The sequence below is a fragment of the Haloferax sp. Atlit-109R genome (assembly GCF_003665865.1).
Classification (GTDB): Archaea; Halobacteriota; Halobacteria; order Halobacteriales; family Haloferacaceae; genus Haloferax; species Haloferax volcanii.
The window spans coordinates 913111-938021 of the sequence record NZ_QPLO01000001.1; the positions used below are offsets into that span (position 1 = coordinate 913111).

29 protein-coding genes are annotated in these 24911 nt (G+C 68.6%); 17 read left to right on the forward strand and 12 right to left on the reverse strand.

All coding sequences use genetic code 11. The features are described 5' to 3' along the window. Positions 1-39 precede the first annotated feature (39 nt). The 6 genes from DVK03_RS04780 to DVK03_RS04805 all read left to right on the forward strand — a co-directional run bounded on the left by DVK03_RS04780 (position 40) and on the right by DVK03_RS04805 (position 3740). Positions 40-267 (forward strand): hypothetical protein, encoded by a 228-nt coding sequence (locus DVK03_RS04780; protein ID WP_058565934.1) that lies wholly within the window; start codon positions 40-42, stop codon positions 265-267. After that, positions 268-807, forward strand: coding sequence for a cytochrome c oxidase subunit II (locus tag DVK03_RS04785; protein ID WP_004064197.1), 540 nt, complete (start codon positions 268-270; stop codon positions 805-807). Continuing rightward, the gene (locus tag DVK03_RS04790) at positions 807-2579 is read left to right on the forward strand and encodes a b(o/a)3-type cytochrome-c oxidase subunit 1 (RefSeq protein WP_115802341.1); all 1773 of its coding nucleotides are present in this window, start codon (positions 807-809) and stop codon (positions 2577-2579) included. Before DVK03_RS04785 ends, DVK03_RS04790 begins: the two co-directional genes overlap by 1 nt. Further along, entirely contained in the window at positions 2576-2770 is a 195-nt protein-coding gene (locus tag DVK03_RS04795) for a hypothetical protein (RefSeq protein WP_004064193.1), read from the forward strand. The genes DVK03_RS04790 and DVK03_RS04795 overlap by 4 nt, the downstream gene beginning before the upstream one ends. Before the next feature lie 182 nt (positions 2771-2952). Then, complete coding sequence (locus tag DVK03_RS04800) at positions 2953-3174, forward strand: hypothetical protein (protein ID WP_004064191.1); 222 nt, start codon at positions 2953-2955, stop codon at positions 3172-3174. A 134-nt stretch (positions 3175-3308) separates the two neighbouring features. Next, positions 3309-3740, forward strand: a complete 432-nt coding sequence (locus tag DVK03_RS04805; protein WP_115802342.1) for a universal stress protein — start codon at positions 3309-3311, stop codon at positions 3738-3740. A 23-nt stretch (positions 3741-3763) separates the two neighbouring features. On the opposite strand, the gene DVK03_RS04810 is transcribed toward DVK03_RS04805, so the two are convergent. Next, positions 3764-4165, reverse strand: a complete 402-nt coding sequence (locus DVK03_RS04810; RefSeq protein WP_004064187.1) for a hypothetical protein — start codon at positions 4163-4165, stop codon at positions 3764-3766. A gap of 150 nt (positions 4166-4315) precedes the next feature. Between DVK03_RS04810 and DVK03_RS04815 the strand changes: the two genes are divergently transcribed. After that, on the forward strand, positions 4316-4975 hold the full coding sequence (locus DVK03_RS04815; RefSeq protein WP_115802343.1) for a bifunctional 4-hydroxy-2-oxoglutarate aldolase/2-dehydro-3-deoxy-phosphogluconate aldolase: 660 nt from the start codon (positions 4316-4318) through the stop codon (positions 4973-4975). Positions 4976-5032: 57 nt separating this feature from the next. On the opposite strand, the gene DVK03_RS04820 is transcribed toward DVK03_RS04815, so the two are convergent. The 8 genes from DVK03_RS04820 to DVK03_RS04850 form a co-directional block, all read right to left on the reverse strand. Further along, positions 5033-5728, reverse strand: a complete 696-nt coding sequence (locus DVK03_RS04820) for a carbonic anhydrase (protein ID WP_115802344.1) — start codon at positions 5726-5728, stop codon at positions 5033-5035. A gap of 22 nt (positions 5729-5750) precedes the next feature. After that, on the reverse strand, positions 5751-7523 hold the full coding sequence (locus tag DVK03_RS04825; protein WP_115802345.1) for a PH domain-containing protein: 1773 nt from the start codon (positions 7521-7523) through the stop codon (positions 5751-5753). After that, entirely contained in the window at positions 7520-7933 is a 414-nt protein-coding gene (locus tag DVK03_RS04830; RefSeq protein WP_004064174.1) for a PH domain-containing protein, read from the reverse strand. The genes DVK03_RS04825 and DVK03_RS04830 overlap by 4 nt, the downstream gene beginning before the upstream one ends. Positions 7934-8067: 134 nt before the next feature. Further along, positions 8068-8844, reverse strand: coding sequence for a hypothetical protein (locus DVK03_RS04835; protein ID WP_115802346.1), 777 nt, complete (start codon positions 8842-8844; stop codon positions 8068-8070). After that, positions 8835-9872 (reverse strand): metallophosphoesterase, encoded by a 1038-nt coding sequence (locus tag DVK03_RS04840; RefSeq protein ID WP_115802347.1) that lies wholly within the window; start codon positions 9870-9872, stop codon positions 8835-8837. Before DVK03_RS04840 ends, DVK03_RS04835 begins: the two co-directional genes overlap by 10 nt. After that, positions 9869-9994 carry a hypothetical protein gene (locus DVK03_RS20390; RefSeq protein ID WP_004043988.1) on the reverse strand — a complete coding sequence of 42 codons (126 nt, stop codon included), beginning with the start codon at positions 9992-9994 and terminating at the stop codon, positions 9869-9871. The genes DVK03_RS04840 and DVK03_RS20390 overlap by 4 nt, the downstream gene beginning before the upstream one ends. A 106-nt stretch (positions 9995-10100) precedes the next feature. Then, entirely contained in the window at positions 10101-10547 is a 447-nt protein-coding gene (locus tag DVK03_RS04845; RefSeq protein ID WP_115802348.1) for a transporter, read from the reverse strand. A 113-nt stretch (positions 10548-10660) separates the two neighbouring features. Beyond that, on the reverse strand, positions 10661-11347 hold the full coding sequence (locus DVK03_RS04850) for a YqjF family protein (RefSeq protein ID WP_115802349.1): 687 nt from the start codon (positions 11345-11347) through the stop codon (positions 10661-10663). 117 nt (positions 11348-11464) lie between these two features. Between DVK03_RS04850 and DVK03_RS04855 the strand changes: the two genes are divergently transcribed. From DVK03_RS04855 to DVK03_RS04865, 3 genes are read left to right on the forward strand one after another with little or no spacing between them, the layout of a single operon-like run. Further along, positions 11465-12310 (forward strand): aldo/keto reductase, encoded by an 846-nt coding sequence (locus tag DVK03_RS04855; RefSeq protein WP_006600516.1) that lies wholly within the window; start codon positions 11465-11467, stop codon positions 12308-12310. Position 12311: 1 nt separating this feature from the next. Continuing rightward, entirely contained in the window at positions 12312-12830 is a 519-nt protein-coding gene (locus tag DVK03_RS04860; RefSeq protein WP_006600515.1) for a macro domain-containing protein, read from the forward strand. A 2-nt stretch (positions 12831-12832) separates the two neighbouring features. Continuing rightward, positions 12833-13036 (forward strand): hypothetical protein, encoded by a 204-nt coding sequence (locus tag DVK03_RS04865; RefSeq protein ID WP_004064159.1) that lies wholly within the window; start codon positions 12833-12835, stop codon positions 13034-13036. 39 nt (positions 13037-13075) lie between these two features. On the opposite strand, the gene DVK03_RS04870 is transcribed toward DVK03_RS04865, so the two are convergent. Then, complete coding sequence (locus DVK03_RS04870; RefSeq protein WP_008573471.1) at positions 13076-14104, reverse strand: succinylglutamate desuccinylase/aspartoacylase family protein; 1029 nt, start codon at positions 14102-14104, stop codon at positions 13076-13078. Between the two features lie 92 nt (positions 14105-14196). Here DVK03_RS04870 and DVK03_RS04875 point away from each other — a divergent pair, with 92 nt between their 5' ends. The 6 genes from DVK03_RS04875 (at position 14197) to DVK03_RS04900 (ending at position 19419) form a co-directional block, all read left to right on the forward strand. After that, positions 14197-15543, forward strand: coding sequence for an NADH:flavin oxidoreductase (locus tag DVK03_RS04875; RefSeq protein ID WP_115802350.1), 1347 nt, complete (start codon positions 14197-14199; stop codon positions 15541-15543). A 26-nt stretch (positions 15544-15569) separates the two neighbouring features. Beyond that, positions 15570-15944, forward strand: coding sequence for a helix-turn-helix domain-containing protein (locus DVK03_RS04880; RefSeq protein ID WP_004043983.1), 375 nt, complete (start codon positions 15570-15572; stop codon positions 15942-15944). Then, on the forward strand, positions 15944-16237 hold the full coding sequence (locus DVK03_RS04885; protein ID WP_004064151.1) for a hypothetical protein: 294 nt from the start codon (positions 15944-15946) through the stop codon (positions 16235-16237). The genes DVK03_RS04880 and DVK03_RS04885 overlap by 1 nt, the downstream gene beginning before the upstream one ends. A gap of 214 nt (positions 16238-16451) precedes the next feature. Then, positions 16452-16877 carry a thioredoxin gene (gene trxA, locus DVK03_RS04890; protein ID WP_115802351.1) on the forward strand — a complete coding sequence of 142 codons (426 nt, stop codon included), beginning with the start codon at positions 16452-16454 and terminating at the stop codon, positions 16875-16877. 60 nt (positions 16878-16937) lie between these two features. Next, complete coding sequence (locus tag DVK03_RS04895) at positions 16938-18416, forward strand: AMP phosphorylase (protein WP_115802352.1); 1479 nt, start codon at positions 16938-16940, stop codon at positions 18414-18416. Positions 18417-18465: 49 nt separating this feature from the next. Then, positions 18466-19419 carry a ribose 1,5-bisphosphate isomerase gene (locus tag DVK03_RS04900; protein ID WP_115802353.1) on the forward strand — a complete coding sequence of 318 codons (954 nt, stop codon included), beginning with the start codon at positions 18466-18468 and terminating at the stop codon, positions 19417-19419. Here DVK03_RS04900 and DVK03_RS04905 read toward each other — a convergent pair whose 3' ends face one another. Continuing rightward, complete coding sequence (locus DVK03_RS04905; protein ID WP_115802354.1) at positions 19420-20082, reverse strand: helix-turn-helix domain-containing protein; 663 nt, start codon at positions 20080-20082, stop codon at positions 19420-19422. Positions 20083-20179: 97 nt separating this feature from the next. On the opposite strand from DVK03_RS04905, the gene DVK03_RS04910 reads away from it, so the two are divergent. Then, the gene (locus DVK03_RS04910) at positions 20180-21874 is read left to right on the forward strand and encodes an NADH-quinone oxidoreductase subunit D (protein WP_115802355.1); all 1695 of its coding nucleotides are present in this window, start codon (positions 20180-20182) and stop codon (positions 21872-21874) included. A 49-nt stretch (positions 21875-21923) separates the two neighbouring features. Here the strand turns inward: DVK03_RS04910 and DVK03_RS04915 are convergent, their stop codons facing one another. Further along, a complete protein-coding gene (locus DVK03_RS04915) occupies positions 21924-24872 on the reverse strand; it encodes a methyl-accepting chemotaxis protein (RefSeq protein ID WP_115802356.1) in 2949 nt (982 codons plus the stop codon). Between the last annotated feature and the right edge of the window lie 39 nt (positions 24873-24911).

The following is a 24911-nucleotide window of genomic DNA, read 5'->3' on the forward strand; positions in this document are numbered from 1 at the left end:
GCCGCGTCCTCTGCCGCGCGCGCGTCCACCGATGGCGGCGTGCCAGCAAACGCGGATTCCCAAGGTGATTCCGGGCAGGCTGACCCCCCGGTGGATTCTATCGTCGGGACGGCCGACGACGGTATCGTTCGCGAACTCGAACACGACGATTTCGACCCGGTCGGGACGCTCGTGCTCGTGCTCATCTACATGGCGATTCTCATCGGCATGTGGGTGTTCATGTACTTCGTCGAGTTCCTCGGACGTGGTCTCACGGTGGTGGGATAGATGGAGATTCACGCCTACGAGAAGCTCTGGTTGGCGCTGGCGCTCGTCCTCATCGTCGGGTTCATCGGGACGATTACCTACGGGGCCGCCGGCGCGGGTATCGAGATGATAGACGACGAGGGCGGCACGGTCGACCCGGCGACGCTCGACCAGCACCCGAAGTTCGGTGACCCCGGCATCGAGCGGACCGGTGAGAACAGCTACGACGTGTACGTGGTCGCCCGCCAGTTCGTCTTCGAACCCGGGACGACCGAGCCGCTTCGCGTCCCCGCCGGCAGCACGGTCACCTTCCACGTGACCGCCGCCGACGTCATCCACGGCTTCGAGGTCGTCGGCACGAACGCGAACACGATGGCGATTCCCGGGCAGGTCTCGGAGTTCACCGTCCAGTTCGAAGAGGCCGGCGAGTACGGGATGCTGTGCAACGAGTACTGTGGCTCCGGGCACCACGTGATGGAAGGGAAGATTGTGGTTATGGAACAAGGAGAATTCGACAGTTGGTACGAACAGCAGCAGGCGCAAGGGGAGGCTGAGAACTGATGGCGACCGCGTCCGGCGGCGGCAGCGAGTTCGTCGATAAGTTCCCCGACGAGGCGGCAATCATCAAGGCGAGTTTCCTCATCGCGTTCGTCTCGCTCGGCATCGGGGCCTTCTTCGGTCTCATTCAGGCGCTTCACCGCACGAACGTCCTCCGCGTCATCGACTCGGCGGACTACTACACGGTGTTGACGGGCCACGGCGTGCTGCTCGCCATCGTCTTCACCATCTTCTTCCTCTGTGGGGTGTTCCACTGGGCGGTCGCCAGAAGCCTCGACCGGCCCGCCGAGAGCGCGCTGTTCTCGTGGGCGTGGGTCGGCCTGATGACGACGGGCACGGTTCTGGCCACCGTCGCCATCCTCGGCGGCCTCGTCCCGAACCTCGGCATGAGCGCGGACGTGCTGTTCACGTTCTACGCGCCGCTCCAAGCCCATCCGATATTCTACATCGGCCTCGCGATGTTCATCGTCGGGACGTGGCTCGCCGGCGCGGACTGGTTCCTCTCCTACCGCGCGTGGCGGCAGGAGCACCCCGACGAGCGCATCCCGCTGCAGACGTTCATGGTCCTCACGACCATGATTATGTGGTACATCTCCACCCTCGGCGTCGCCGTCTCGGTGGTGTTCTTCCTCATCCCGTGGTCGCTCGGCCTCATCGAGAGCGTCAACCCGCTTCTGACGCGGACGCTCTTTTGGTACTTCGGCCACCCAATCGTCTACTTCTGGTTGATGCCGGCGTACCTGCTTTGGTACACCGTGCTCCCCAAGCTCGCGGGCGGGCGACTGTTCAGCGACCCGCTCGCACGCGTGGTGTTCGTGTTGTTCCTCCTGCTTTCGACGCCGGTCGGGATTCACCACCAGTACCTCGACCCCGGCATCGCGGAGGGCTTCAAATTCATCGCCATGACGAACACGATGTTCCTGCTCCTCCCGTCGCTGCTGACTGCGTTCACCGTCGTCGCCAGCGTCGAACACGGCGCGCGCCAGCGCGGCGGTGAGGGCTACCTCCGCTGGCTCGGCGCGCTCCCGTGGCGCGACCCCGCCTTCACCGGCATGGCCCTCGCGGGCGCGATGTTCGCCGCCGGCGGCTTCTCCGGCATGATTAACGCCGGGATGAACATCAACTACCTCATCCACAACACGCTGTGGGTGCCGGGGCACTTCCACCTCACCGTCGGCACGGCCGTCGCGCTGACGATGATGGCCGGGTCGTACTGGCTCGTCCCGCAGGTCACGGGCAGGAAGCTTTACAGCCGCCCCATCGGCCTCCTGCAGGTCATCATGTGGTTCGTCGGCATGGTGTTCATGTCGAACGCGATGCACCGCGCCGGCCTCGCCGGCATCCCGCGGCGCACCGCCGAACCGCAGTACCAGAACTTCGAGTTCCTGACGCCCATCGGGAGTATCTTCGAGCTTCGGGTGCAGATTGCCCTCGGCGGGACGCTCCTGTTCCTGTCGGTGGTGCTGTTCCTGTTCAACATCCTCCTGACCTCGCTCGGCGAGGAGTCCGACCGCCCGGTCGACTCCTACCTCCCCGAGCCGCTTTCGGGGCCCGAGGGAAGCCCGCGCATCCTCGACAACCTGACGATGTGGACCGGTATCGCGGCGGTGCTCGTCGTGCTCGCGTACACGCTCCCGCTGGCCGGCATCATCCAGAACGGCGGCGGGCTGTTCGGCGGCGGCCTCCCCGTCCCGGCGACCGTCTCGGCCGGCGTCGACCTCGTGTTGACGACGGTCACGAGCGCCTTTAACACCCTCTGGGGGGTGGTCGCGTGAAGCTCACGAAGGCGCGGGCGCTCGTCCTCATCGCGATTAGCGTCCCCGTCGCTATCGAACTGCGCACGGTCGCAGGGTTCTTCAACGTCGAACTCCCGCTCATCGCCGTGGCGGTCATCGAGTTCCTGTTCCTCGCCCTGCTGTTCGTGCTGTACGGGCTCTACGGCGAGGGGTCTGAGTCGGCGGCGTAGCCGACGACCCGACTTGCAGTTTCGACACCTGATTTTCGCGCCGTCGCCGCAGTACCGTCAGCGCCGGCCGCCGACTCGACATAAAACCCCCGCGATAGCGTGGGAGACCCCCGGTCAGTTTCCCGGACGCTGGGAAGCAGTCTCCGTTTATATTCGGTCGTCTCGCCTACGTCTAAGCGACCATGAGCAACCTCGACTTGATGAAAGCTGGCATCGGCCTCGCGGTCGTCATCGGCATCGCCCTCACGGCGGTCGCCGGCTACGCGCTGTTTACGACGTTCGGCGGCATCGACGGCCTGACCGTCGCTCCGGAACTCCTCGTGTCCGTCCTCTTCGGCGGCCTGCTCGTCGCGGCCGCCGCGAGCGTCCGCCGGGTCGCCCCCAAACCGCGCACCCGCGTCTGAGGGCTCGACGCCGACCGCACCACGGCTCCGCTGACCTCCATGCTCCGTTTTCCGACCCGACGAGCGACGGCGTCGCCCCGAGCGTTCCGACGCCGGCACAAAAGACGATATCGTCGGGATGCCAATGAACTGATATGTACGATACCGTTCTCGTCCCCACCGACGGGAGCGCCCGCTCCCGCGCGGCGGCCCGCCGCGCCATCGACCTCGCGGGTACGTCCGGCGGGTCGATTCGCGCCCTCTCGGTCATCGAGGTCGACGACCTCGGGCTGTGGACCGCCGCCGACGCGCCGGTCGAACGAGTGCGCGCGAGCCTCCGCGACGCCGCTGAGATGGCCGTCGAGGAAATCGCATCGCTCGCCGGAGACGCGGGCGTCGACTGCGCGACTGAAATCCGAATCGGCGTGCCGTACCGGGAGATTCTGGACGCGACCGCCGAGGCCGACGCGGACCTCGTGGTGATGGCGACCCACGGGCGAACCGGGCTCGAACACGCGATTCTCGGAAGCACGACGGAGCGGGTCGTCAGGCTCTCGGACGTGCCCGTGTTGACCGTCAGGGAGTGAGGCGAGAGCGAAGCGAGGCCGACTCAGACCAGCGCCCTGAGCCCGTCGCGGAGCGCCCGCCGACCGTAGACCGCGAGGCCGACGGCCCCGGCCGCGCCCAACAGGAGCGGAATCACGTCGAAGCCGTCGACCGCCAACCGGAGCGCGCCCCAGACGAGGAACGCCGCGGCCTGCGCGACGTAGAACGCGAGGGTTCCGTTGAACGGGACGAACCCGCCGGCGAGGAAGACCACACAGAGGAGCGCGATGCCGACCACGTCGGCGCTCATCGGCGGGAGCCAGCCGAACGCGACCGCGGCGACGGCGAACGCGCAGAAGACGACGCCGACGGCCAGCCGGAACGGTGCGATTTCGGCGAACAGCGATTTATCCGGCGGAACGACGTTTGAACCGCCGTCCGTGGGCGTCGTCGATGTCGGTGACACGGTCGTAGTTCGCACAGAACTGTCAAAAAATTATTCTCTCTCGGGCTCACTCACGAGGATGCGACTGCCGCCGCAGCCCCCGTCGTGCGACCGAAGCGATGCCGCGAGGCCCCCAATTTAATACTATATGTAGTAAACGTCGAGACAACGATGGTCGCACTCGACGTACACGAGGACATGCAACGACTCGCCGACAGCGGCGTCGTCGCGGTGATGCGCGGCGCGGACGCGGACACCATCATCGACGTGGCCGACGCGCTCCACGAGGGCGGCGTCACCGCCTACGAAATCACGGCCGACAACCCCGACGCGATGGACCTCATCCGCGAGGTGTCGGCGTCCTTCTCGGACAACGAGGCAATCGTCGGCGCCGGGACCGTTCTCGACGCCCCGACCGCCAACGCGGTCATTCAGGCCGGCGCGGAGTTCGTCGTCGGACCGAACTTCGACGAGGGCGTCGTCGAGACCTGCAACCGCTACGGGACGCTCGTCGCACCGGGCATCATGACGCCGACCGAGGCGACCGACGCGTACTCCGCGGGCGCGGACCTCGTGAAGGTGTTCCCCGCCTCCTCGCTCGGCCCCGGTCACCTCAAGAGCATGAAGGGGCCGCTCCCGCAGATTCCGATGATGCCGACCGGCGGCGTCGGCCTCGACAACGCCGCGGACTACATCGAGGCCGGCGCGGTCGTCGTCGGCGCGGGCGGCGCGCTCATGGACGACGAGGCAATCGAAAACGGCGACTTCGAGGTCATCACCGAAACGGCCCGCGAGTTCTCGAATATCATCGACGACGCTCGGGACGACTAAATCCGAACCCGAACCGAACCCGAACCGAACCCGAACCGAACCGCCCGCCAACCTCTTTTATCGAATCGACCGTACGCGCTCTTCGAACCCCTCGGGAACCACGTCCACGAGCGCCTCGGGGTCAGACTCCCCGTTGGCCGCGACGAGGTAGGCCGCGCCGTCGTCGTCGCCGTAGACGCGCTGGAAGTCGTAGACGAACCCCCAGCAGTCGGTCGCCTCTGGTACCTCGTCGCTCTCGGTGAGGTACTCCACCTGCCGGACGACCGCGTACTCGACGAGTCGGTTGACCGCCTCGCCGCCCGGCGTGTCCGCGTCGAACACGCCGAGTTCGCGGGCCTCCTCGACGAGCGGGACGAGCCGCGAGACGGCGGCTTCGACCGACGCGGGCAGGTCCCCGACACTCTCGCCGGTGGCCGTCGCGTAGGCGGCCGTCACCGCGCCACAGCCCGTGTGGCCGAGGACGACCACGTCGGTCGACTTGAGCGCCGAGACGGCGTAGCCGACGGCGTCGTTGACGACGAGTCGCCCGTCGACATCGGTCCACACTTGGTTGCCGACGTTGACCGACGTGAACAGCTCGCCGGCCTCGTCGGCGCTCCAGACCGCGTCGGCGGGGACGCGGGAGTCCGAACAGCTCACCGAGACGACCGCCGGCGACTGCGCCTCGCGGACGCCCTCGAAGTGGTCGACGCCGAGGCTCTCGACGTGTCGCGCGTTCCCGGTCAAGAGCGACTCCAGCACTGTTCGCGTCATTGGATTACGTTTCGTCCCGACTCTATATAGCATCCCGCTCGTCGCTCGATTCATCGGGGTCGTCCGCGTCTTCGTCGTCCTCGCCCTCAGACTCGACCGACTCGCCCCAGATGAAGGGGTCGTCCGCTCTCGCCGGCTCGTCGTCTTCAGCGTCGTCGGCTTCGGTGGCCGCGGGTTCGGCTTCTTCGACGAACTCGGGCGTCTGGCTCACGTCGGCCTCGGCGTCGGTGACTGCCACCGAATCCGATGCGTCGGCGTCGCGGTCCGGCTCCGCGTCGCGGATGCCGAGTGCGGCTTGTCGGGACTGCTGTCGGGCCTCGCGGCGCGCCGAAAGCGCCTCGCGGAGGCGGTCGTTCAGCGTCTCTCGAAGCTCCGCCGCGTCGGTGACTTCGATGTCGACGGCGGTCGCGTCGCCACCGACGAGAGAGATGCTCCCCGCGGTGTCGGCCGTGACCGTCGAGACGCGCCAGCGACGCTGGAAAATCGTCCGGCGCTCGATGACCGTCTGCACCCGGTAGTAGGGGACGAAGCGCGTCTCGCGCTTCCAGAATCCGTTTCGGGTGACGATGTGGTCCTCGGTGAGCGCGTAGCCGCGGTGCCGCCACTGGAGCGCGCCGGCGACGACGGCCACCGGGACGAGCGCCAGCGGGACGAACCACGGGATCTCCTGCGGGAGGAGCCGGTCCGCGCCGTAGAGCGCGAGCGTCGCAACCCCGAGGACGAGCGAGTAGCGGACGGCGTAGCGCCGGCGGATGCGCGTCGGCGGCCCCTCGAACGTCGGCAGCTCGACGCCTTCGAGGTCGGCAACGAGGCCGAGCACGCGGTCGCGGGTCGCGAGCGGGATGGCCGCCTCGGAGCCGCGACCGCCGCCGCCGGACCCGTTTGTCCCGTCGGAGCTGGGGGCGTAGCCCGCGGTCTCGACGAGGAGCGTCGCGTAGCCGAACCGGCGCTTCAGGGGGTTGTCCTCGACGGTGAGCGTCTGGAGTTTGTCGAGCGGAATCGACCCGTTGTAGCGCTGGAGGAGGCCGCGTTCGTACTGGAGTTCGTCACCGACGCGGCTCAGCCGGAAGCCGTAGTAGTTCACCACCGCGGAGGCGAAGCCGGCGGCCCACGAGACGAGCGCGACGAGGAGGACGAGCGCGACGATGCCGACCCCCGCGGCCGCGGCGCTCCCGGCGGGGACCGGCACGTCCACGTACGACGCGACGATGGGGAAGACGGTCGACCCGAACACGAAGACGAGTCCGGGCAGTCGGAGGTCGAACGACAGCGCGCCGACGATGGCCAACTCGCGGGGCGTCAGTTCGAACAGCAGTTCCTGTTCGGGTTCGGACGCGTCGCCGTCTGTACCGCCGCGTTTCAGGCGGGCGACCTCCGACTGGATGCGGCGGGCCTCCTCGTAGCTGACGAAGCGGAGACTGCCTTCGGTCTCGCCGCCGCCCGCGGTCTCGAGGTCCACGGCGGCGATACCGACCAGCCGCTGGGCGACGTTGCGGGAGATGTCGACGTTCTGGATGCGCCGGTAGGGGATTTCGCGGTTGCGCCGGGAGAACACGCCCGACCGGATGTCCAGCGTGTCCGGCGTGAGTTCGTACTCGAACCGGCGGAAGTAGGCGAGTTCGTAGCCGGCGATGGCGACCACGACGACGCCGACGAGCGCGACCGCGCCGAGACCGCCGAGGAACCCGCCGAACGTGGTCCCGCCGGTGAACGCGAGGAACGCGAGCGCGAAGGCGATGCTGGCGCTGCGCTGGACCGCCCGATAGGGAACCGAGAGCGGCGACAGCCGGGTCATACCGCGTCGTCGCCCTCGGACGCGATTGCGAGGCGCTTCAGTCGGTCCTGAAGGTCCTCTGCGCCCTCCGGAGTGAGCCCCGGAATCGCCACGTCGGCCCCGCGGGAGCCGGCGGTGTAGACGACGGTCGATGCGAGGCCGACGAGCCGTTCGAGCGGGCCGCGGGCCGAGTCGACGTGCTGGACCCGGACGAACGGGACCACGGTGTTGACCTTGGTGAGGACGCCGCGTTGGAGGTACAGCGAGTCGTCGCGGACCTCGTAGCCCCACGCCCGATACCGGAGGAGCGCGACGGCGACGCCGACGACGAGGAAGACGACGCCGACCGCGACGGGGACGAACGTCGGTATCGAGACGGGCGCGAACAGCGTCGCTGCGGTCGCTACGCCGCCGGCGACGAGCGCGAACACGACCGCTCGGGCGACCCAGAGAAGACGGATACGGGGGTGGAGGCGATTCACGGGAATCCCTCCGAGCGCGTGAACATCGTACACTCCGGCGTCTCCTCGAACGGATAAATAACTGTGGCCGCGCCCGAATCGGCTTACGGGGTGGCGGCGAGGTGGCGCTCGACCCGGCGGGTCGCGGTGGCGAGCGTCGCGCCGACCGCCGCGAGCGTCGCGAGCACCGGGTACCGGACCGACAGGTCGGCGTAGAAGAACTCCGTCACGTCCGGAACCAGCCCGGAGAGCGTCCGCCGATGGTGGGAAATCGTCGCCTGTCGCGCCGCGACGAGTGCTTCGAGTCGCTCGCGAAGCGCCGAAAGCTCCTCGTAAAGCGCCAACAGCGCGTCGAAGCCGCGGTCGGACAGCGGCGTTCTGTCGAGGTCATCGAGCCGCCCGAGGAGGGATGTGATATCGTCGCGCATCGACGCCACGGATTCGGCCTCCTCGTCGACGACGTCGATGAACTGCCCGCGTTCGTCCAGCGACGAGGCGGCGGCCGCTGCAATCGTGCGCCGGAGCGGGGCCGAGAGAACGCTCGCGGACCGGAACGCGGTCGCAACGTCCGGGCCGAACTCGGCGGCGAAGCTCTCCTCGAAGTCGTCGCCGTACTCCTCGTCGTAGTGCGGGACGGACATCACGGTCCGCTCGTAGCTCCGGCGCAGGCCGGAGAGCGCGGCGTCGGTTCGCCCCCGCCCGCCCCGCTGGCCCACGAGCGTCCCGGCCGCTGGGGCCTGATTCGGAGCCGACGCCGTCGCCTGCGACGCGGCGACCTCGCGGCGGAACGCCCGAAACGCCTCGCGTTCGTCCACGCAGCGGCGGCGCTCGGCGCGAAGTGCCTCGCGGGCGTCGTCGAGGCGGTCGAGACTCACCGCCATCGAACCGCCCCCGGAACGTCCGAGCCGACGACCCGTCGCGGCGGCGTCCGCTCGTCGACGAGGGGGAGCGCCGACAGCTGTCCGTGGTCGGCGTGCGCGGCGATGCCCTGTCCGTGAGCGGCCCCGCTGGCGGCGAGCGTGTACGCCTCGGCCATGCCCTTCGGCCCCGCGAGCGGGACGAGTCGGACCGTCGTCCCGCGGCGGTCGACATCGACCACGACGAACGACTGCGGGAACGAGCAGGTCGCCGGGGCGATGAGTTCGCGGACGCCGGCTCGCACGGCCGTCGCGGGCCAGTGGATGTGTCCGGAGAGCACGAGCGGCACGTCGTGGCGCGCGAGCACCGCGGCGAGTTCGTCGGCGTTGCGGAGTTGGTAGAAGTCGGCGTCGGGGAACTGGCCGGTGTGGCGGCGAGGGTGGAAGACGTTGTGGTGGAGGACGACGATTGGGGTCGTCGCGTCAGCGAGGACGGTGTCGAGCCAGCGGAGTTGGGCGTCGGGAACGGCCCCCTCGTGGGTGTCGGTGAGAGCGAGGTCCGGGCCGCCGCTGGCGGAGTCGAGGCCGACGACGTCGACGCCGCCGACCCGGCGGACGAACGGGAGGGAGCCGTCGGCGTAGCGCGCCGCGAACTCGGCCGGCGTCGGGGCGTCGTAGTCGTCCCAGCGCTTCGGCACGTCGTGGTTGCCGGGCACCGCGACCCGCGGCCCCGGCAGGTCGCGGAGGAGTTCGTCGACCACGTCGTACTCCTCGGGGCGACCGTCGCGGGTCAGGTCGCCGGGGAGGACCGTCGCGTCGACGTCGAGGTCGGAGATGGTCGAGACGGCGGTTCGAAGCCGCGTCTCGCTCCGGTGGCAGGCCTTCCACGTACCGGAGCCCGTCGGCGTGACGTGCGGGTCGGAAACGACCGCGAGCCGGGTCGGCGTCTCCGAGACCGGCCGGCCGAGGCGTGCGAGCACGGGACCGGGACCGCGCTCGTCGGGGCTTCCAACCGGCGTCTCCCCGATTGTCGGCGGGGCATCCGGACTCATCGGTCGATGGTCCGCGTGAACGTCCCCAGCGCGGTCTCCCGGTGGACGCGTATCCGCCCGGTGTCGGGACACAACTCGATTCGAAGCGGCGACTCGGTGGCGCGCGTCTCGTCCCCGTGCATACACGTGGACCCACCCGGAGCGAGATGATAAACATGTCGCATAGAATATATATTTTCGAACGTAGATATAGATACTCTACGGAGTCCTCGGGAGTCGGGGGCGGCGTTAGTTGAGGAGCAGGCCGGCGTCGACGAGGAGGAGAACGGCGACGAGCGCGGCACCGAGGTAGAACGGTGCGGCCTTCTCGGCGGGCGTGCGGACCTTCTTCTCCGCGAGGCCGTCCTTCGCGCGGGACCGGCCGACTTCGACGAGGCCGGTCAGGACGAACCAGAGCGCGAGCATCCCGAGGACGAGGTGGCCGCGGCCGGTGCCCAGCAGGCTGTCGACGGTGTAGCGCGTGCCGGCGAGGTGGCCGCCGGTGGCGAACATCACGAGCGAGGCCCCGCGGGACCACATCGTCAGGCGCGAGACGACCGATTCGAACGCGGCGGCGCGGATGTTTCCGGCGCGAGCGGTCGGTAACACGGCGAGCGCGAAAAAGAGGACGCTCCCCGTCCAGAGACCGCCGACGACGAGGTGGAGCGTTGCCATCACGGTGTCGATGAGTGCCATGTCCGTCGGGTTAGTTCAGCGATGCTTGAAGGTTTCACCTTCGGGCGGGCGAGGCGGGTGGCGCAGCCTCATGCGCACGCAGCGAGTGAGCGACAGCGGCGAGGCGACCAACCTCATCGAAGCACCGCGGGCGGCTTCGCCGTCACGTCGAGGTCGGCCGCGTAGTGGAGTATCGGGTCGCCGCCGGGGTGGTCGAAGCCGCAGGCCTCGAACATCGTGTTCGCGCGAATCTCCGCTTCCACGTCCCGTATCGGCCACGGGTCGTGGTCGATGTCGCCGATGACGACGGGCCAGTCGTCCGTGTAGAAGCGGTAGTTCTCGACGAGGAACGCGTCGAGCGACCCGGGGTCGAGGGTTCGGACCTCGCCGGTCGGCCGGTAGGTCGCCTCGAACCGCGCGGCCGGCGTCTCGGCCGTCGCGGGCCGGTAGCTCTCGTAGTCGACCGCGCCGTCTCGCTCCTCGACCGAGATGTTCGCGTAGTGATACGGCAGCCGGTAGCCCAGTCGGGCCATCGTCACGCCGAAGCGGTCGGCGGCGTCGAGGGTGAAGAAGTAGACGCCGCGGGGGCCGCCGTCGGCGGGTTCGACGTAGGTCCGGAGGTTCACCTCGGGGAACCCCAGTCCGATGGGCGACCCGCGCGGGCGGATGTCAGTCATGTCGAACGAGACGACGCCGAGCCACGCCCGCCCGTCGTAGGTGGCCACCGAGAGCCGGTCGGGGAGTCGGGGCTCCACGAGTTCGGGGTCGACCGGCCAGTGGGCGAACAGCGTGTGCCGCCAGCGCATCGACAGGAGGTCCATAGCGGCTGTTCGGCCCGCCGACGGGTGTGGGTTTCGGCGGTCGCGGGCATCGCTCCGTTCCCTGCGGCCGATTTCCCCCAACGAAACGCACAGGTGTCTGCCGACGAACTGTCACGCATGGGACTCGAAAACGCCAGCGGCACGTTCGACATCGGCGGCGACCTCACGGTGCATCGACTCGGCTTCGGCGCGATGCGCATCACCGGCGACGACATCATCGGCGAGCCGGACGACGTGGAGAACGCGAAGAAGGTCCTCCACGAGTCGCTCACTCACGGCGTCGACCTCATCGACACGGCGGACTCCTACGGTCCCGCCGTCTCCGAGCGCCTCATCGGCGAGGCGCTCGCGCCCTACCCGGACGACCTCGTGGTCGCCACGAAGGGCGGCCTGCTCCGCAACACCGACGGCGACTGGAAGCCCAACGGCGACCCCGACTACCTCAGGAACGCCGTCCTCGGGAGCCTCGACCGCCTCCGCGTGGACACCATCGACCTCTATCAGCTCCACCGCCCGGACCCGCACGTTCCCTTCGAGGACTCGGTCCACGCGCTCGCGGAGATGAAAGACGAGGGGCTGATTCGACACGTCGGCCTCTCGAACGTCTCGGTCGAGCAGCTCGACGAGGCGCGCGACATCGTCGACATCGCCACGGTCCAGAACCGGTTCAACATCGGTGACCGCGAGTTCGAGGCGAGCCTCGACGCCTGCGAGAAGTACGGTGTCGGCTTCATCCCGTGGTACCCGCTCGGCGCGGGCGACCTCGGTGACCGAGCCGACGCCGTCGCCGCGGTCGCGGAGAAACACGACGCGACGCCCCAGCAAATCGCCCTCGCGTGGCTGCTGCACCGGTCGGACGTGATGCTCCCCATCCCCGGCACGTCCAGCGTCTCGCACCTCCACGACAACGTGGCGGCCTCGCACATCGCCCTCGACGACGAGGACATGGACCGACTGGCCTGACGTGAACTTCACCGTCGTACAGGGCGATATCGCCGCCCAGTCGGCCGACGCGCTGGTGAACGCCGCGGGGACGAGCCTCCGGATGGGGTCGGGCGTCGCGGGCGCGCTCCGTCGCGGCGGCGGCCCCGAACTGAACGAGGCCGCGATGGCGAAGGGACCGATAGACCTCGGCGCGGTCGCCGTCACCGACGCCTTCGACCTCGACGCCGAGGTCGTGATTCACGCCGCGGCGATGCCCCACGACGGGGACGGGCAGGCGACCGCCGCGAGCATCCGCGACGCCACAAAAAACGCCCTTCGAGCCGCGGACGACCGCGGCTGTGAGTCGCTCGTGATTCCGGCGCTCGGCTGCGGCGTCGCCGGGTTCGACCTCGTCGACGGCGCGCGACTCATCTGCGAGGAGATTCGGGCGTTCGAGCCGAGTTCGCTCCGCGACGTTCGGTTCGTCGCCTACGCGGACGACGAGTTCGAGACGATTTCGCGGGTCGCTGACGCGGTCGGTTCGGGCACGGGCGAGTGAGCATGAGCGACGCGACCGACCCGGAACTGTGTCCCGTCTGTGCGACGCCCTACGACTCGGTCTCGCTCCACGACCGCGGCCTGCTCGTCAACCTCCTTGACAACGAGCGCTACCGGCGCGTCTGCTTCGAGCCGGTCGAACGCGACGGCCGGCCGCACGTCCGATTTTTCCACCACACCCACGAGCAGGTCGGCGCGGACGACTGACCGGGCGGCGTCGTCGGCGACGCGTTCACCGCGTCCGCCCTAACTCCACGGGCGCTCCGTGAACTCGCCGGCCTCGATTTCGCGCTCTATCTCGCGGAGCGTCGCGTCGTCGACGCTGACGAGGTGACACAACGGGTGGCCGGGGGCGGCGACCGGGTTCTGGAGGACGCCGGCGACGAGGCCGGTGAAGGGAGCCGAGACGCGCTTTTCTCTCGTCTTGAAGTGGTCCGAGATGGTGCAGATGGTGTCGCCCTCGTGGACCAGCGGCACGTCGCCGTACTGCATCTCGACGAGGCCGCCCACGTCGGCGCGGAGCCACGTCTTGTCCGTCGCGGAGTCGATGACGCGCGTCCAACCCGGCCAGCTGACCGCCTCGTCCGGGAGGACGCCGTACTCGGCGAGAACGCTCTCGACGCCGTCGAGCGCGCGGTCGACCATCGCCGGCTGGAAGCGGTGGGCGCGACCCATCTCGACGGTGATGGTCGGAATCCCGTCGTTGGTGGCGACGGTGCGGAGCGAACTCGCCTCGGCCTCGCCCGAGAGGATGAGGTTCGCGCCGAACGACCGCGCGAGGCGGGCGACCTCGGGTCGGCTCATGTCGGCGCGGACGTGGTACATGGTCGTCCGGTTGCGCGTCGAGGTGTGGAAGTCGATGCCGAGGTCGCAGGGCTCGACGAACCGGCGGTAGATTTGGTTCGCCATGCGCTCGGCCGTGTTCGCGCCGTCGCGGCCGGGGAACGACCGGTTCAGGTCGAGGTCGTAGATGGGGATGTAGCGCTGTTGGGCGAGGTAGCCCGGGACGTTCGCAACGTGGATGCAGACGATAGTGCCGTGGATGTCCGCGGGGTTGTACCGGCTCGCGACCTCCTGCATCACCTTCACGCCGTTGAGTTCGTCGCCGTGGAGCGCCGCGGTCATGAAGACCGACGGCCCGCCCTGTTCGCCGTTGATGACGGTGACGGGTATCTCGACGGGGTCGCCGAGGTACGTCTCGCTGATTTCGTATCTGAGGTGGCGCACCTCGCCCGGCGGCACCTCCGAGTCGTACCTGAACGGTTCGGGGTCCATGGGACGGTCATCGGAGCCGACGGGTAAGAAGGTTGACCGGCGGCGACCGACCGCCGCGTCGATTTACGTCGCTCGCGCGCCATGTCGTCCTCATGGCGACTCCCCGGCTCGACGACCCGCTCGACATCGGCGGGCTCACGCTCCGAAACCGGCTCTACCGCGCGCCGGTGCTCGAATGCGCGGGCACCGGTCCCGACGCGCCCGAACGCCTCGCGGCGGAACTCGAACCCGCGGCGCGGGCCGGCGCGGGGCTCGTCTGTCAGGGGGCGACCATCGTCCGCGAGACGGGGGGCTGTGCCGCGCCGGGGATGACGCGAATCGCCGACTCCGAGTTCGCGGCGTCGCTGTCGACGGTGACGGAGCGAATCCACGACCACGGCTCGGCCGTCGCGGTCCAGTTGGAGTACGGCGGCCTGCGGAGCATGGAGACGTGGCACGCCGCGTACCGACGCGACCACCCGGAGTTACAACAGCTCGCCGTCTCCCGGCCGCCGCGACTCCTCAGACTGCTCGACGCCCTCGGCTTCCTCGACTACGACGCGCACGTCATGACGACCGACGAGGTGTACGACCTCGCGGCCGACTTCGGTCGCTCCGCGGCGATGGCCGTCGACGCCGGCTACGACGTGGTCCACGTCGCCGGCGCGAACATGGGCATCGTCCACCAGTTCCTCTCGCCGTTCTACAACCGCCGGGACGACGAGTTCGGGGACGGCGTCCGATTTCTGGAGGTCGTCTCCGACGAGGTGCGCTCGCGGGCGGGCGACGTGCCGCTCACGACGAAAGTGCCGGCCGAGACGGCCGCGCCGCCCGGCATCCGCCGACGCCTGACCGAGGCCGACGCGGTCGGAATCTGTCGCCGCCTCGACGACGCGGGCTACGACGCGCTCGTCCCCGTCTCGGGGTCGGTGTTCTGGGACGCGAGCATCGTCCGCGGGTCGTTCCTGGCCCGCGCGTGGCGCGACGACCGCTACCGCGACGGCTACGCCGCGGCCTTCGGCGGCCCGCTCCGGGCGCGGCTCGTCGAACTCGGCAACCGAATCGAGGCCGCGTGGTACGACTTCGACCCGGCGTGGAACGCGGACCTGTGCCGCCGCGTCCGCGACGCCGTCTCGGCGCCCGTGCTCTGCGAGGGCGGCATCCGCGAGCGCGGCGAAATCGACCGACTGCTCGGAGACGCCTGCGACGCCGTCGGGATGGCCCGGCCGTTCTACGCCGAACCGGAACTCCCGGCGCGACTGCTCGGCCGCGACGTGTCGGCCGACACGCGGGTCGTCTGCGAGAACTGCAACAACTGCGCGGTGCCGCAGGCGACGGGCGCGCCGGGCGTCTGTCGAACCCCCGCGGTGTTGGCTCGCGCGGGGACCCTCAGAATGGAGGGCGCGTACGATACAGACGCCGAGACCGCGGACGCCGACGAGGCCGACCCGGAGGGTTAATAAGGCTCTCGCCGGAGTTCTGGATAATGGCGCGCGACCGGTCCGCGATGGAGTCGGCCGAACTGACGGCGGTGCTCGACGCGCTCGACGACGCGGACGCCCGAGCCATCATCAGAGGACTCGAAGAACCCATGACGGCAAGCGAAATCTCAGATACGTGTGACATCCCGCTTTCGACGACGTACAGGAAGCTGGACCTGCTCACGGACGCGGCGCTCCTCTCCGAGGGGACCCAGATTCGCGCGGACGGTCACCACGCGACGACCTACGAGGTCGCCTTCGACGAGGTGCGAATCGCCCTCAACGACGAGCGCGACTTCGACGTCGCGGTCGGCCGCCCGGAGCAGACGCCCGACGAACGCCTCGCGGACATCTGGTCGCGGGTCCGGAGGGAGACCTGATGGGGCACCTCAGCGCCTCGCCGACGATTACGACGATGATTATCGTCGTCAAGACGGGCATCCTCGTCCTCGGCGGGCTCATCACCTACTTCAGCTACAAGGCGTACCGGAACACGGGAGCGGCGTCGCTCCGCGCGCTCGCGCTCGGCTTCGGCGTCGTCACCCTCGGCGCGATGCTCGGCGGCGCGCTCGACGTGATTCTCAACGTCGACCTCGCCACCGGACTGCTCATCGACTCGGTGCTGACGCTCATCGGCTTCGCGGTCATCACCTACTCGCTGTACGTCGACTGAGCCGGACCGAAAGGCGGCTTTCGAACTTCCCGAGCCGCCCCCGAACCAACCCGTAACTCGCGGTCGCGTCGCCGCCGTCTCTGTCTCGTCTCTCGGTCGCAACCCACAGCGGCGTCTCCGGAGCGTGCCGTCTGTCACCACGAACCACTCTTTGGAGATATTATTGCTCGAATTGTGCAAAACCGTTATTACGTCGCGGCCGGTATCGGTAGGTATGTCCGACGACGAACTGACCGACATCCGGAAGCAGAAACGCGAACAACTCGAATCCAAGCTCCGCGGCGACGGCGGGAGTGCGGCGAAAGAAGCCGCGGCTGGCCCGGCAGAGCCCATCCATATCGACGGCGCGGACGAGCTGGACGACGCCGTCGCCTCGTACGACGTGGTGCTCGTGGACTTCTACGCGGATTGGTGTGGTCCGTGCAAGATGCTCGAACCCACCGTGAAGAAGCTCGCGGAGAACACCGACGCCGCGGTCGCCAAGGTCGACGTGGACGCGAACCAGGAGCTCGCCGCCCAGTACCAGGTCCGGGGCGTTCCGACGATGGTGTTGTTTGCCGACGGCGAGGCGGTCGAACAGCTCGTCGGCGTCCGCGGTTACGACGACCTGAAGAACCTCGTCGAAGCCCACCTCGCGTAAGCGTTCTCGGTCCCCGAGACTCGGGGTCGATTTATTGACTCTCTCGCCCGACCGTCGGGTATGCAACTCGTCGCCGAGCACATCGACATCGGAACTCGGTCGCCGACGGTCCTCCTGAACGAGAGCGACGCGGCCGAACTCGGGGTCCACGCGCTCGAACGCATCCAACTCCGGTGGGGCGAGCGGACGGCCATCGGCATCGTTGAGCTGACGGACGAGCTCGTCTCCGAGGGGACCCTCGGCGTGACGCGCCGCCTCGGCCACATCGAGGGCGACGTGGAGGTGTCGGTCGCGCCGCAGCCCGACTCGGTGTACTACATCCGCAAGAAGCTTGACGACATCGAGCTCGAAGCCGACGAACTGTCCCAAATCGTCCGCGACATCTACGATGAGCGCCTCGCCGACGTGGAACTCGGGGCGTACGTCTCCGCGACCTACACCAACGGGCTGTCCATGGAGGAGACGATGCACCTCACGGAGTCGATGGCGGACGTGGGCGAGACTATCGCGTGGGAGGAGCCGGTCATCGCCGACAAGCACTCCATCGGGGGCGTCGCGGGCAACCGCGTCACGCCGATTCTCGTCCCCATCGTCGCCGCGGCGGGGCTGAAGATTCCGAAGACTTCCTCGCGAGCCGTCACCTCGGCCGCGGGCACCGCCGACACGATGGAAGTCCTCTGCGACGTGGCGTTCTCCGTCGCGGAGATACGCGATATCGTCGGGAAGACCGGCGGCTGTCTCGTCTGGGGCGGCGCGGTGAACCTCTCGCCGGTCGACGACCGCATCATCCGCGCCGAGACGCCGCTTTCTATCGACCCCAAAGGACAGCTCATCGCCTCCGTCCTCTCGAAGAAGAAGAGCGCCGGCTCGACAAACGTCGTCGTCGACATCCCCTACGGCGAGGGCGCGAAAGTCGAGAGCCTCGCGGAGGCGCGCGAACTCGCGGAGGACTTCAACCGCGTCGGCGACCACCTCGGGATGGCCGTCGAGTGCGCCATCACGAACGGGGGCGCGCCGGTCGGCCGCGGCGTCGGCCCCGTGCTCGAAGCCCGCGAGGTCCTCGCCACGCTCGCCGGCGGCGGCCCGAACGACCTGCGGATAAAGGCGATTCGCCTCGCAGACCTGCTGTTCGAATCCACCGGCGTCGACGCCGACGCCGCCGAGATTCTGGACTCGGGGCAGGCCGAAGAAACCTTCCGCGAGATACTCGCCGCGCAGAACGGCGACCCCGACGTGGAGGCCGCGGACCTCTCGCCCGGCCGGCATACCATTTCGGTCCGCGCCGACCGGGACGGCGTGGTCACGCACGTCAACAACCGCCTCGTCAACGAGGTCGCCCGCCGGGCCGGCGCGCCGCGAGACCCCGGCGCGGGCCTCGAACTCCACCGCCGCGTCGGCGAGATGGCCGCCAGCGGCGAGACGCTGTTTACCGTCCACGCCGAGTCCGAGGACAAACTCGCCGACGCGAAGGCGCTCACCGAGCGCGTCGAGACCGTCCGGGTGCGACACCCCGACGAGGCGCTGGTCGAGCGGGTGTGAAATCCCTCGCCGCGGCGACCTTTTTCCATTCGACGCCCGTAGTTCTCGCATGGACGACCGCGTACACCCCGAGGTCCGGCGCACCGCGACGGAAATCGACACGATGGAGATTCGCGGCGCGGCGACCATCGCCGACGCGGCCGCGCGGGCGCTCCGCACGCAGGCCACGGAGAGCGACGCCACCGACGCCGAGGCGTTCCGAAGCGAACTCCGCGCGGCCGCGCGGGCGCTCTACGAGACGCGGCCGACCGCCGTGAGCCTCCCCAACGCCCTCCGGTACGTCCTCCGCGGCATGTCGAGTACGACCGTCGAGGGACTCCGACAGAACGTCGTCGAGTCGGCAGACGAGTTCTGCGCCCGCCTCGAACGCGCGCAGGCCGACCTCGGGGAGGTCGGCGCGAACCGCCTCCGCGACGGCGACACTGTCATGACCCACTGTCACTCGACGGACGCGCTGGCGTGCGTCGAGGCGGCGGTCGAGCAGGGAAAACACATCGAGGCCGTCGTCAAGGAGACGCGGCCGCGAAACCAGGGGCACATCACCGCGAAGCGACTCGACGAACTGGGCGTGCCCGTCACGCTCGTCGTCGACTCGGCGGCGCGGCGCTACCTCAACGACGTGGACCACGTGCTCGTCGGCGCGGACGCCGTCGCGGCCGACGGGAGCGTCATCAACAAAATCGGGACGAGCGGTCTCGCGGTCAACGCCCGCGACCGGGGGACGCCCATCATGGTCGCCGCGCAGACGCTCAAGCTCCACCCGGGGACGATGACCGGCCACACCGTCGATATCGAGATGCGCGACACCGCGGAGGTCGTCGACGACGAGACGCTCGCGGACCTCGGCAACCCGACCGTCGAGAACCCCGCGTTCGACGTGACGCCGCCGCGCTACGTGGACGCCATCGTCACCGAGCGCGGGCAGTTCCCGCCCGAGAGCGTCGTCATCCTGATGCGGGAACTGTTCGGCGAGGGCACCAGCGAACCGTGGGCCGAACCCTAGTCACGCCCTGCCGACGAGGTCGGCCATGACTTTCATCTCCGCTTTTCGCAGGTGCTCCGCCGCGGTGCTCGTCGAGCAGTCGAGCCGCGCGGCCACGTCGGCGACCGACCCGGTCCGCGGCTCGCGGTAGTAGCCGCAGTCGACGGCGACCTCGACGGCCTCGCGCTGGCGGGGCGACAGCGACCCGGCGGAGACGCTTCCCGGCCCCGTGTACTCCCGCACCCGCACGACTTCGAGGCCGCGGCCCTCGGGGAGCTGTTCGACCGCCGATTGGAGCGCCCCGTCGGTCCCGACGAGCGTCATCGAGACCGTCCCGTCGCCGTCGAAGACGACCGGCGGGACGACGATGAGCCCGCCCCGCGTGACGGCGGCCGTCTGCTTCGTCCCCGCCGCGTCGAGCCGCTCGTCGACCACGATGAAAAACGAGTCGCCGGGGAGCTGTGAGACCTCGTACGACCGGATGCGCTCCGTCTCCGCGAGCGCCGCCTCGTAGGCCTCGATGTCGGAGCCGACGACCTCGAAGACGATGGTGTTTCTGTCGGTCACCGTCGGGTTCCAGTGGTGGAGTTCGGTCCGCTCGAACGCCTCGTGTTCGACGACGAACTCGTGCATCGGATGCAGCTGCCCGTCGTCGGGCGTGAAGCGAAGCCTGACCGATTTCATGCCCGCGGGTTGATTCGACCGCGACATAAAAACTGGCCGCACTCGTGAGGCAGAACGCCGAACCGGCGTTCGGACGAACGAACGGGTGTCAGCCGCCATGTCACTCGAACGCCCGCGACAGACCCCCGACTCCGACGACGACCCCGCCGCGCCCGCCGACGACGCCTCCGGTCCCCTCGACGCCGACGCGCTCCGGCGGGCGTTGGGAGACGCCGTCCTCGCCACCGAGGAGCACGTTCACGCACCCGCGGTGCAGATTCGCCCCGACGCGGTGCAGTCGTCGCTTTCGGCCCTCCGCGAGGACCTCGGCCTCGACCACCTCTCGTGTGTGACCGCACAGGAGTACGAGGACCGCTACGAGTCCGTCTATCACCTGAAATCGTACGACGACCCGACCCGAGAGGCGAGCGTCGTCGTCCCGACGCCGCGCTCGGACCCGGTGAGCGAGTCCGCCGCGCCGGTGTTTCGGACGGCCGAGTGGCACGAGCGGGAGGCGTACGACCTCGTCGGCATCCAGTACGAAGACCACCCGGACCTGCGCCGCATCCTCCTGCCGGAGACGTGGCAGGGTCATCCCCTCGGGCTGGACTACGACCGGACGCGCCCGCAGGTCGTCCGGTACGACGAGAACGCGAACCCGCTTGCCGAAGACGGCCGCGCCGACACGAACACGATGCTCCTCAACATCGGGCCGCACCACCCGGCGACTCACGGCGTGATGCATCTGCAAGTCACGCTGGACGGCGAGCAGGTCGCGGACGTGGAGCCCGACATCGGCTACATCCACCGCTGCGAGGAGCAGATGTGCCAGCAGGGAACCTATCGACATCAGATTATGCCGTACCCCGACCGCTGGGACTGGGGCGGCGGCGGCCTCCTGAACGAGTGGGCGTACGCCCGCACCGCGGAGGCGCTGGCGGATATCGACGTGCCCGAGTACGCGCAGGTGCTCCGGACGCTGGCGGCCGAACTGAGCCGCATCCTCTCGCACATGCTCGCGGTCGGCGCGTACGCCCTCGACGTCGTCGGCGACTTCACCGCGACGTTCATGTACGCCATGCGGGACCGCGAACTCGTCCAGAACATCCTCGAAGACCTCACGGGCCAGCGGCTGATGTTCAACTACTTCCGGCTCGGCGGGGTCGTCTGGGACCTCCCCGAACCCCGCGAGGAGTTCTTCGAGAAGATTCGGACGTTCGTCGACGGCCTCCCCGAGAAACTGCGGGAGTACCACGACCTCCTGACGGCGAACGAGATTTTGCAGGCCCGCACGGTCGAGACCGGACTCCTCCCGCCGGAGGTGGCCAAGGACTACGGCGTGACGGGGCCGGTCGCCCGCGGCTCCGGCATCGACTACGACCTCCGCCGCGACGACCCCTACGGCTACTACGACGAACTCGACTGGTCGGTCGCCGTCGAGGACGGCTGCGACAACTTCGCGCGCCTGCTCGTCCGCCTCCGCGAGGTCGAGGAGTCGGCCACCATCGTCGCCCAATGTGTCGACCTGCTCGAAGACTGGCCCGACGACGAGCGGACCATCCAGGCGAACGTCCCGCGCACCCTCAAACCGGACGACGACACCGAGGTCTACCGCGCGGTCGAGGCCGCGAAAGGTGAGTTGGGTATCTACATCCGCGCCGACGGCACCGACACCCCGGCGCGGTTCAAGATTCGCGGCCCCTCGTTTTCGAATCTCCAGTCGCTCCCCGAGATGGCCGAAGGCGAGTACATCCCGGACCTCATCGCGGCGCTCGGGAGTCTCGACACGATAATGGGAGAAGTAGACCGGTAGTCGGCGGCGGGACGGCCGGCGTCGCGCGGTGTCGCGCGTCGCCGCCGGCTCAGTCGTCCGAGGGCGAGGCGGGGCCGGTCCCCGACCCGTCGGTGACCGCCCGACTCATCGACTGCGACGACGCGGCGGGACTCGTCTCGCCCGGTGCGGCGTCGCCACCGCGGTCGCTTCCGCCGGCGTCGCCGGCGTCGCCGACGTCGAACCGGCCGACGAGGTCCTTGAGCGACTGGGCGGACTCCGACACCTGTTGGATGTTCCGCGTGACCTCGTTTATCGCGGCCGTCTGTTCTTCGGTCGCCGCCGAGACCGTCGCCGTCTCCGAGGTGGTCTCCTCGCTCACGCTCGACACGTCGTCGACCATCGAGACGACCTCCTCGGTCGAGACGGCTTGGTTCTCGGTCGCCTGCGAAATCTCTTCGACGCCGTGTTCGGCCTCTCGAATCGCCCCCGAGATGTGGTCGAACATCTCGATGGCCTCGCCGATGGTCTCGGACCCGCTCTCGACGCTGTCCTGCATGGACTGCATGTCGTCGACCGTGTCGTCGGCGCTCTCGCGCACCTCGCCGATTCGGGACTCCACCTCGTCCGTGGCCTCGCTCGCCTCCTTGGCGAGCGCCTTGATTTCGTTGGCGACGACGGCGAAGCCCTCGCCGGCCTCGCCCGCACGGGCCGCCTCGATAGAGGCGTTGAGCGCGAGCAGGTCCGTCTGCTCCGCGATGTCGTTGATGAGCTGGACGATTTCGTTGATTTCGCCCACCTGCTCGCCGAGGGCTTCGACCCGCTCGACCGCCTCGTCGGCCTCGGTCTCGATGGTCGATATCTCGGCTGTCGCCTCCGCGGCGTGGTCGCGCCCCTCGTCGGCGAGCGACACGGCCTCGTTGGCGGACTGGACGACGCCGTCGGCGGAGGCGGCGACCTCCTCGATGGTCGCCGAGAGGTCGTTCATCTCGTCGGCGACCGTCTGGAGCCGCTCGGTCTGCTGTTCCGCGCCGTGGGCGATTTCCTCGACCGACCGCGCGGTCTCCTGACTCGCGGACTCTATCTCCTTCGCGCTCGACACCGTCTCGTTGCTCACCGCAGCGAACTCGTCGGCGACCGACTGCACCTCGACGAAGCCGTCTTGGAGCTTCTGAATCCCGGTGTCGAGGTCGGACATGATGGCTCCGAACTCGCCGGGGAGGTCGGTCCGGAGGTCCTGGTCGAGATTGCCGTCTCCGAGTTCCGTCCCGGCGGTCCGAAGCTCTGAGACCTGCCGTTGGAGGTTCTCCTGCATGTCGTCGAACGCCTCGACGAGTTCGCCGAGTTCGTCGTCGTTGGCGTCGATGTCCTCGCCGTCGTCGAACCGCCCGCGGGCGAGCGACTTGGCGCGGTCCCGGAGCGCCTCTATCGGCTCCGAGAAGTACCGCGCGGCGACGTAGCCGACGCCGACGACGACCGCGATGATGCCGACGATTAACAGGAGCATGATGTTTCGAGCGGTGTCCGCCCGGTCGTTCATCGCCTGCCCGAGCTGTTCGACCGGCCCCGTCACGTCGGACTCGGGGACGGTGGCGACGAGTTCGTACTGCCCGTTACCGAAGTGGAGCGGCGCGTAACCGACGAAGTAGCGAGCCGCCTCGCCGCCGTCGCCGGTCGTCTCGTGGGTGGTCAGACCAGTCTGGCCGACAATCGCGGTCACGTTCCCCGCGATTTCGGACTCGGCGGAGCCGAGCGATTCCCGGGAGTCGGTCAACAGCGTCCCGCGCTCGCTCACGATAGTCAGGTGGCCGGTCTCACCGACTTGGATGTCGTCGATGAGCGTGTTGAGGAGTTCGAAGTTGAACTGGAGCGTGATGGTTCCGGCGAGTTCTCCCCCGCGGTACACCGGCGCGGTGACGTACACGGCGGCGTCGCCGTCGACGGTCGTCACCTCGCTCACCTGGATTTCGCCCTTCTGAAGCTCTGTCGCGGTCTCGAACCACGCCTCGTCCGCGAACGAGGTGCCGGACACCGACTCGGTGGCGATGCCGTCGCCCGTGCGCGTCGCTTTGACGATGCCCTGCCCGTTCTCGTTGGTGAACAGAATCTCGTCGTAGGCGGGGTGTTCCTCGCCGTCGATGGTCACGGCGCGGGTTTCGAGGTAGCTCCGGAACGAGTCGTTAATCTGGTCGCGCGCGTCGGTGACGGCGGCCGTCTGGAGTTCGTAGTAGTAGACGCTCGGCGCGAGCACCCATTCGAAGTCCTCGTGGTAGGTGTACGCGACGAACTTCTCTTCGACGGGGTTGCCCTCTTGGGTGGTGTCTTCCCACTCGTACTCGACGATGCCCCAGTCCTCGCCGTTGCGGACGGCGGCGTTCGACTCGATTTCGGCGGGCACCTGATTGAACGCCGCTATCCCGGCGTCGTCGACCGTGTTAACCCCGTCTTCGAGGCCGTGGTGGACGACGAAATCGAGGTTCCCGTCGAGGATGAACGCGTAGCCGGTCGACCCGACGTAGCCCGGTCGGAACGCGTCGGAGAGCGTCCCGCTCTGTTGGACGCCGTCTCCGGCGGTTCCGGCGATTCGAGCCTCGACACGGTCTTTCACCTGCTGTTGTTGCGCCGGCGAGAGGTCCGCCCAGTCCTGCCCGCCGTACTGGTTCGCAAGGACGCTCTGTTTCGTGGTCTCGACGGTGGCGCGCATCTGGAGCGCCATGTAGCCCAACTGCGCTTGACTCTGTTCTTGGACGAGCTCCATCTCCCCGTCGCGGGCGGCCTCGTAGTTCTGCACCGGTGCCGAGTCAGCCAGCGCGAGCGCGTCGATTCGGCGGGCGTCGAGGAGGTTTTGTATCTCCTCTTGCCGGGCGGCGACGGTCTGATTCAGGTCGCCGGTAATCTGTGATTCGAGCGTCGCCTCGCTTTGGTCTTGGGCGTAGTTTCCAATGCTACTCATCCCTTGGACGCCTGCGACGCCGACGACTGACACGGGTATCAGCGAGATGGCGAGACAGAGCGCGATGAGTTTCGTTCGTATCTTCATGGTTTGATTGATATCGTCGGCCCCCGGAATTCCTCAGTA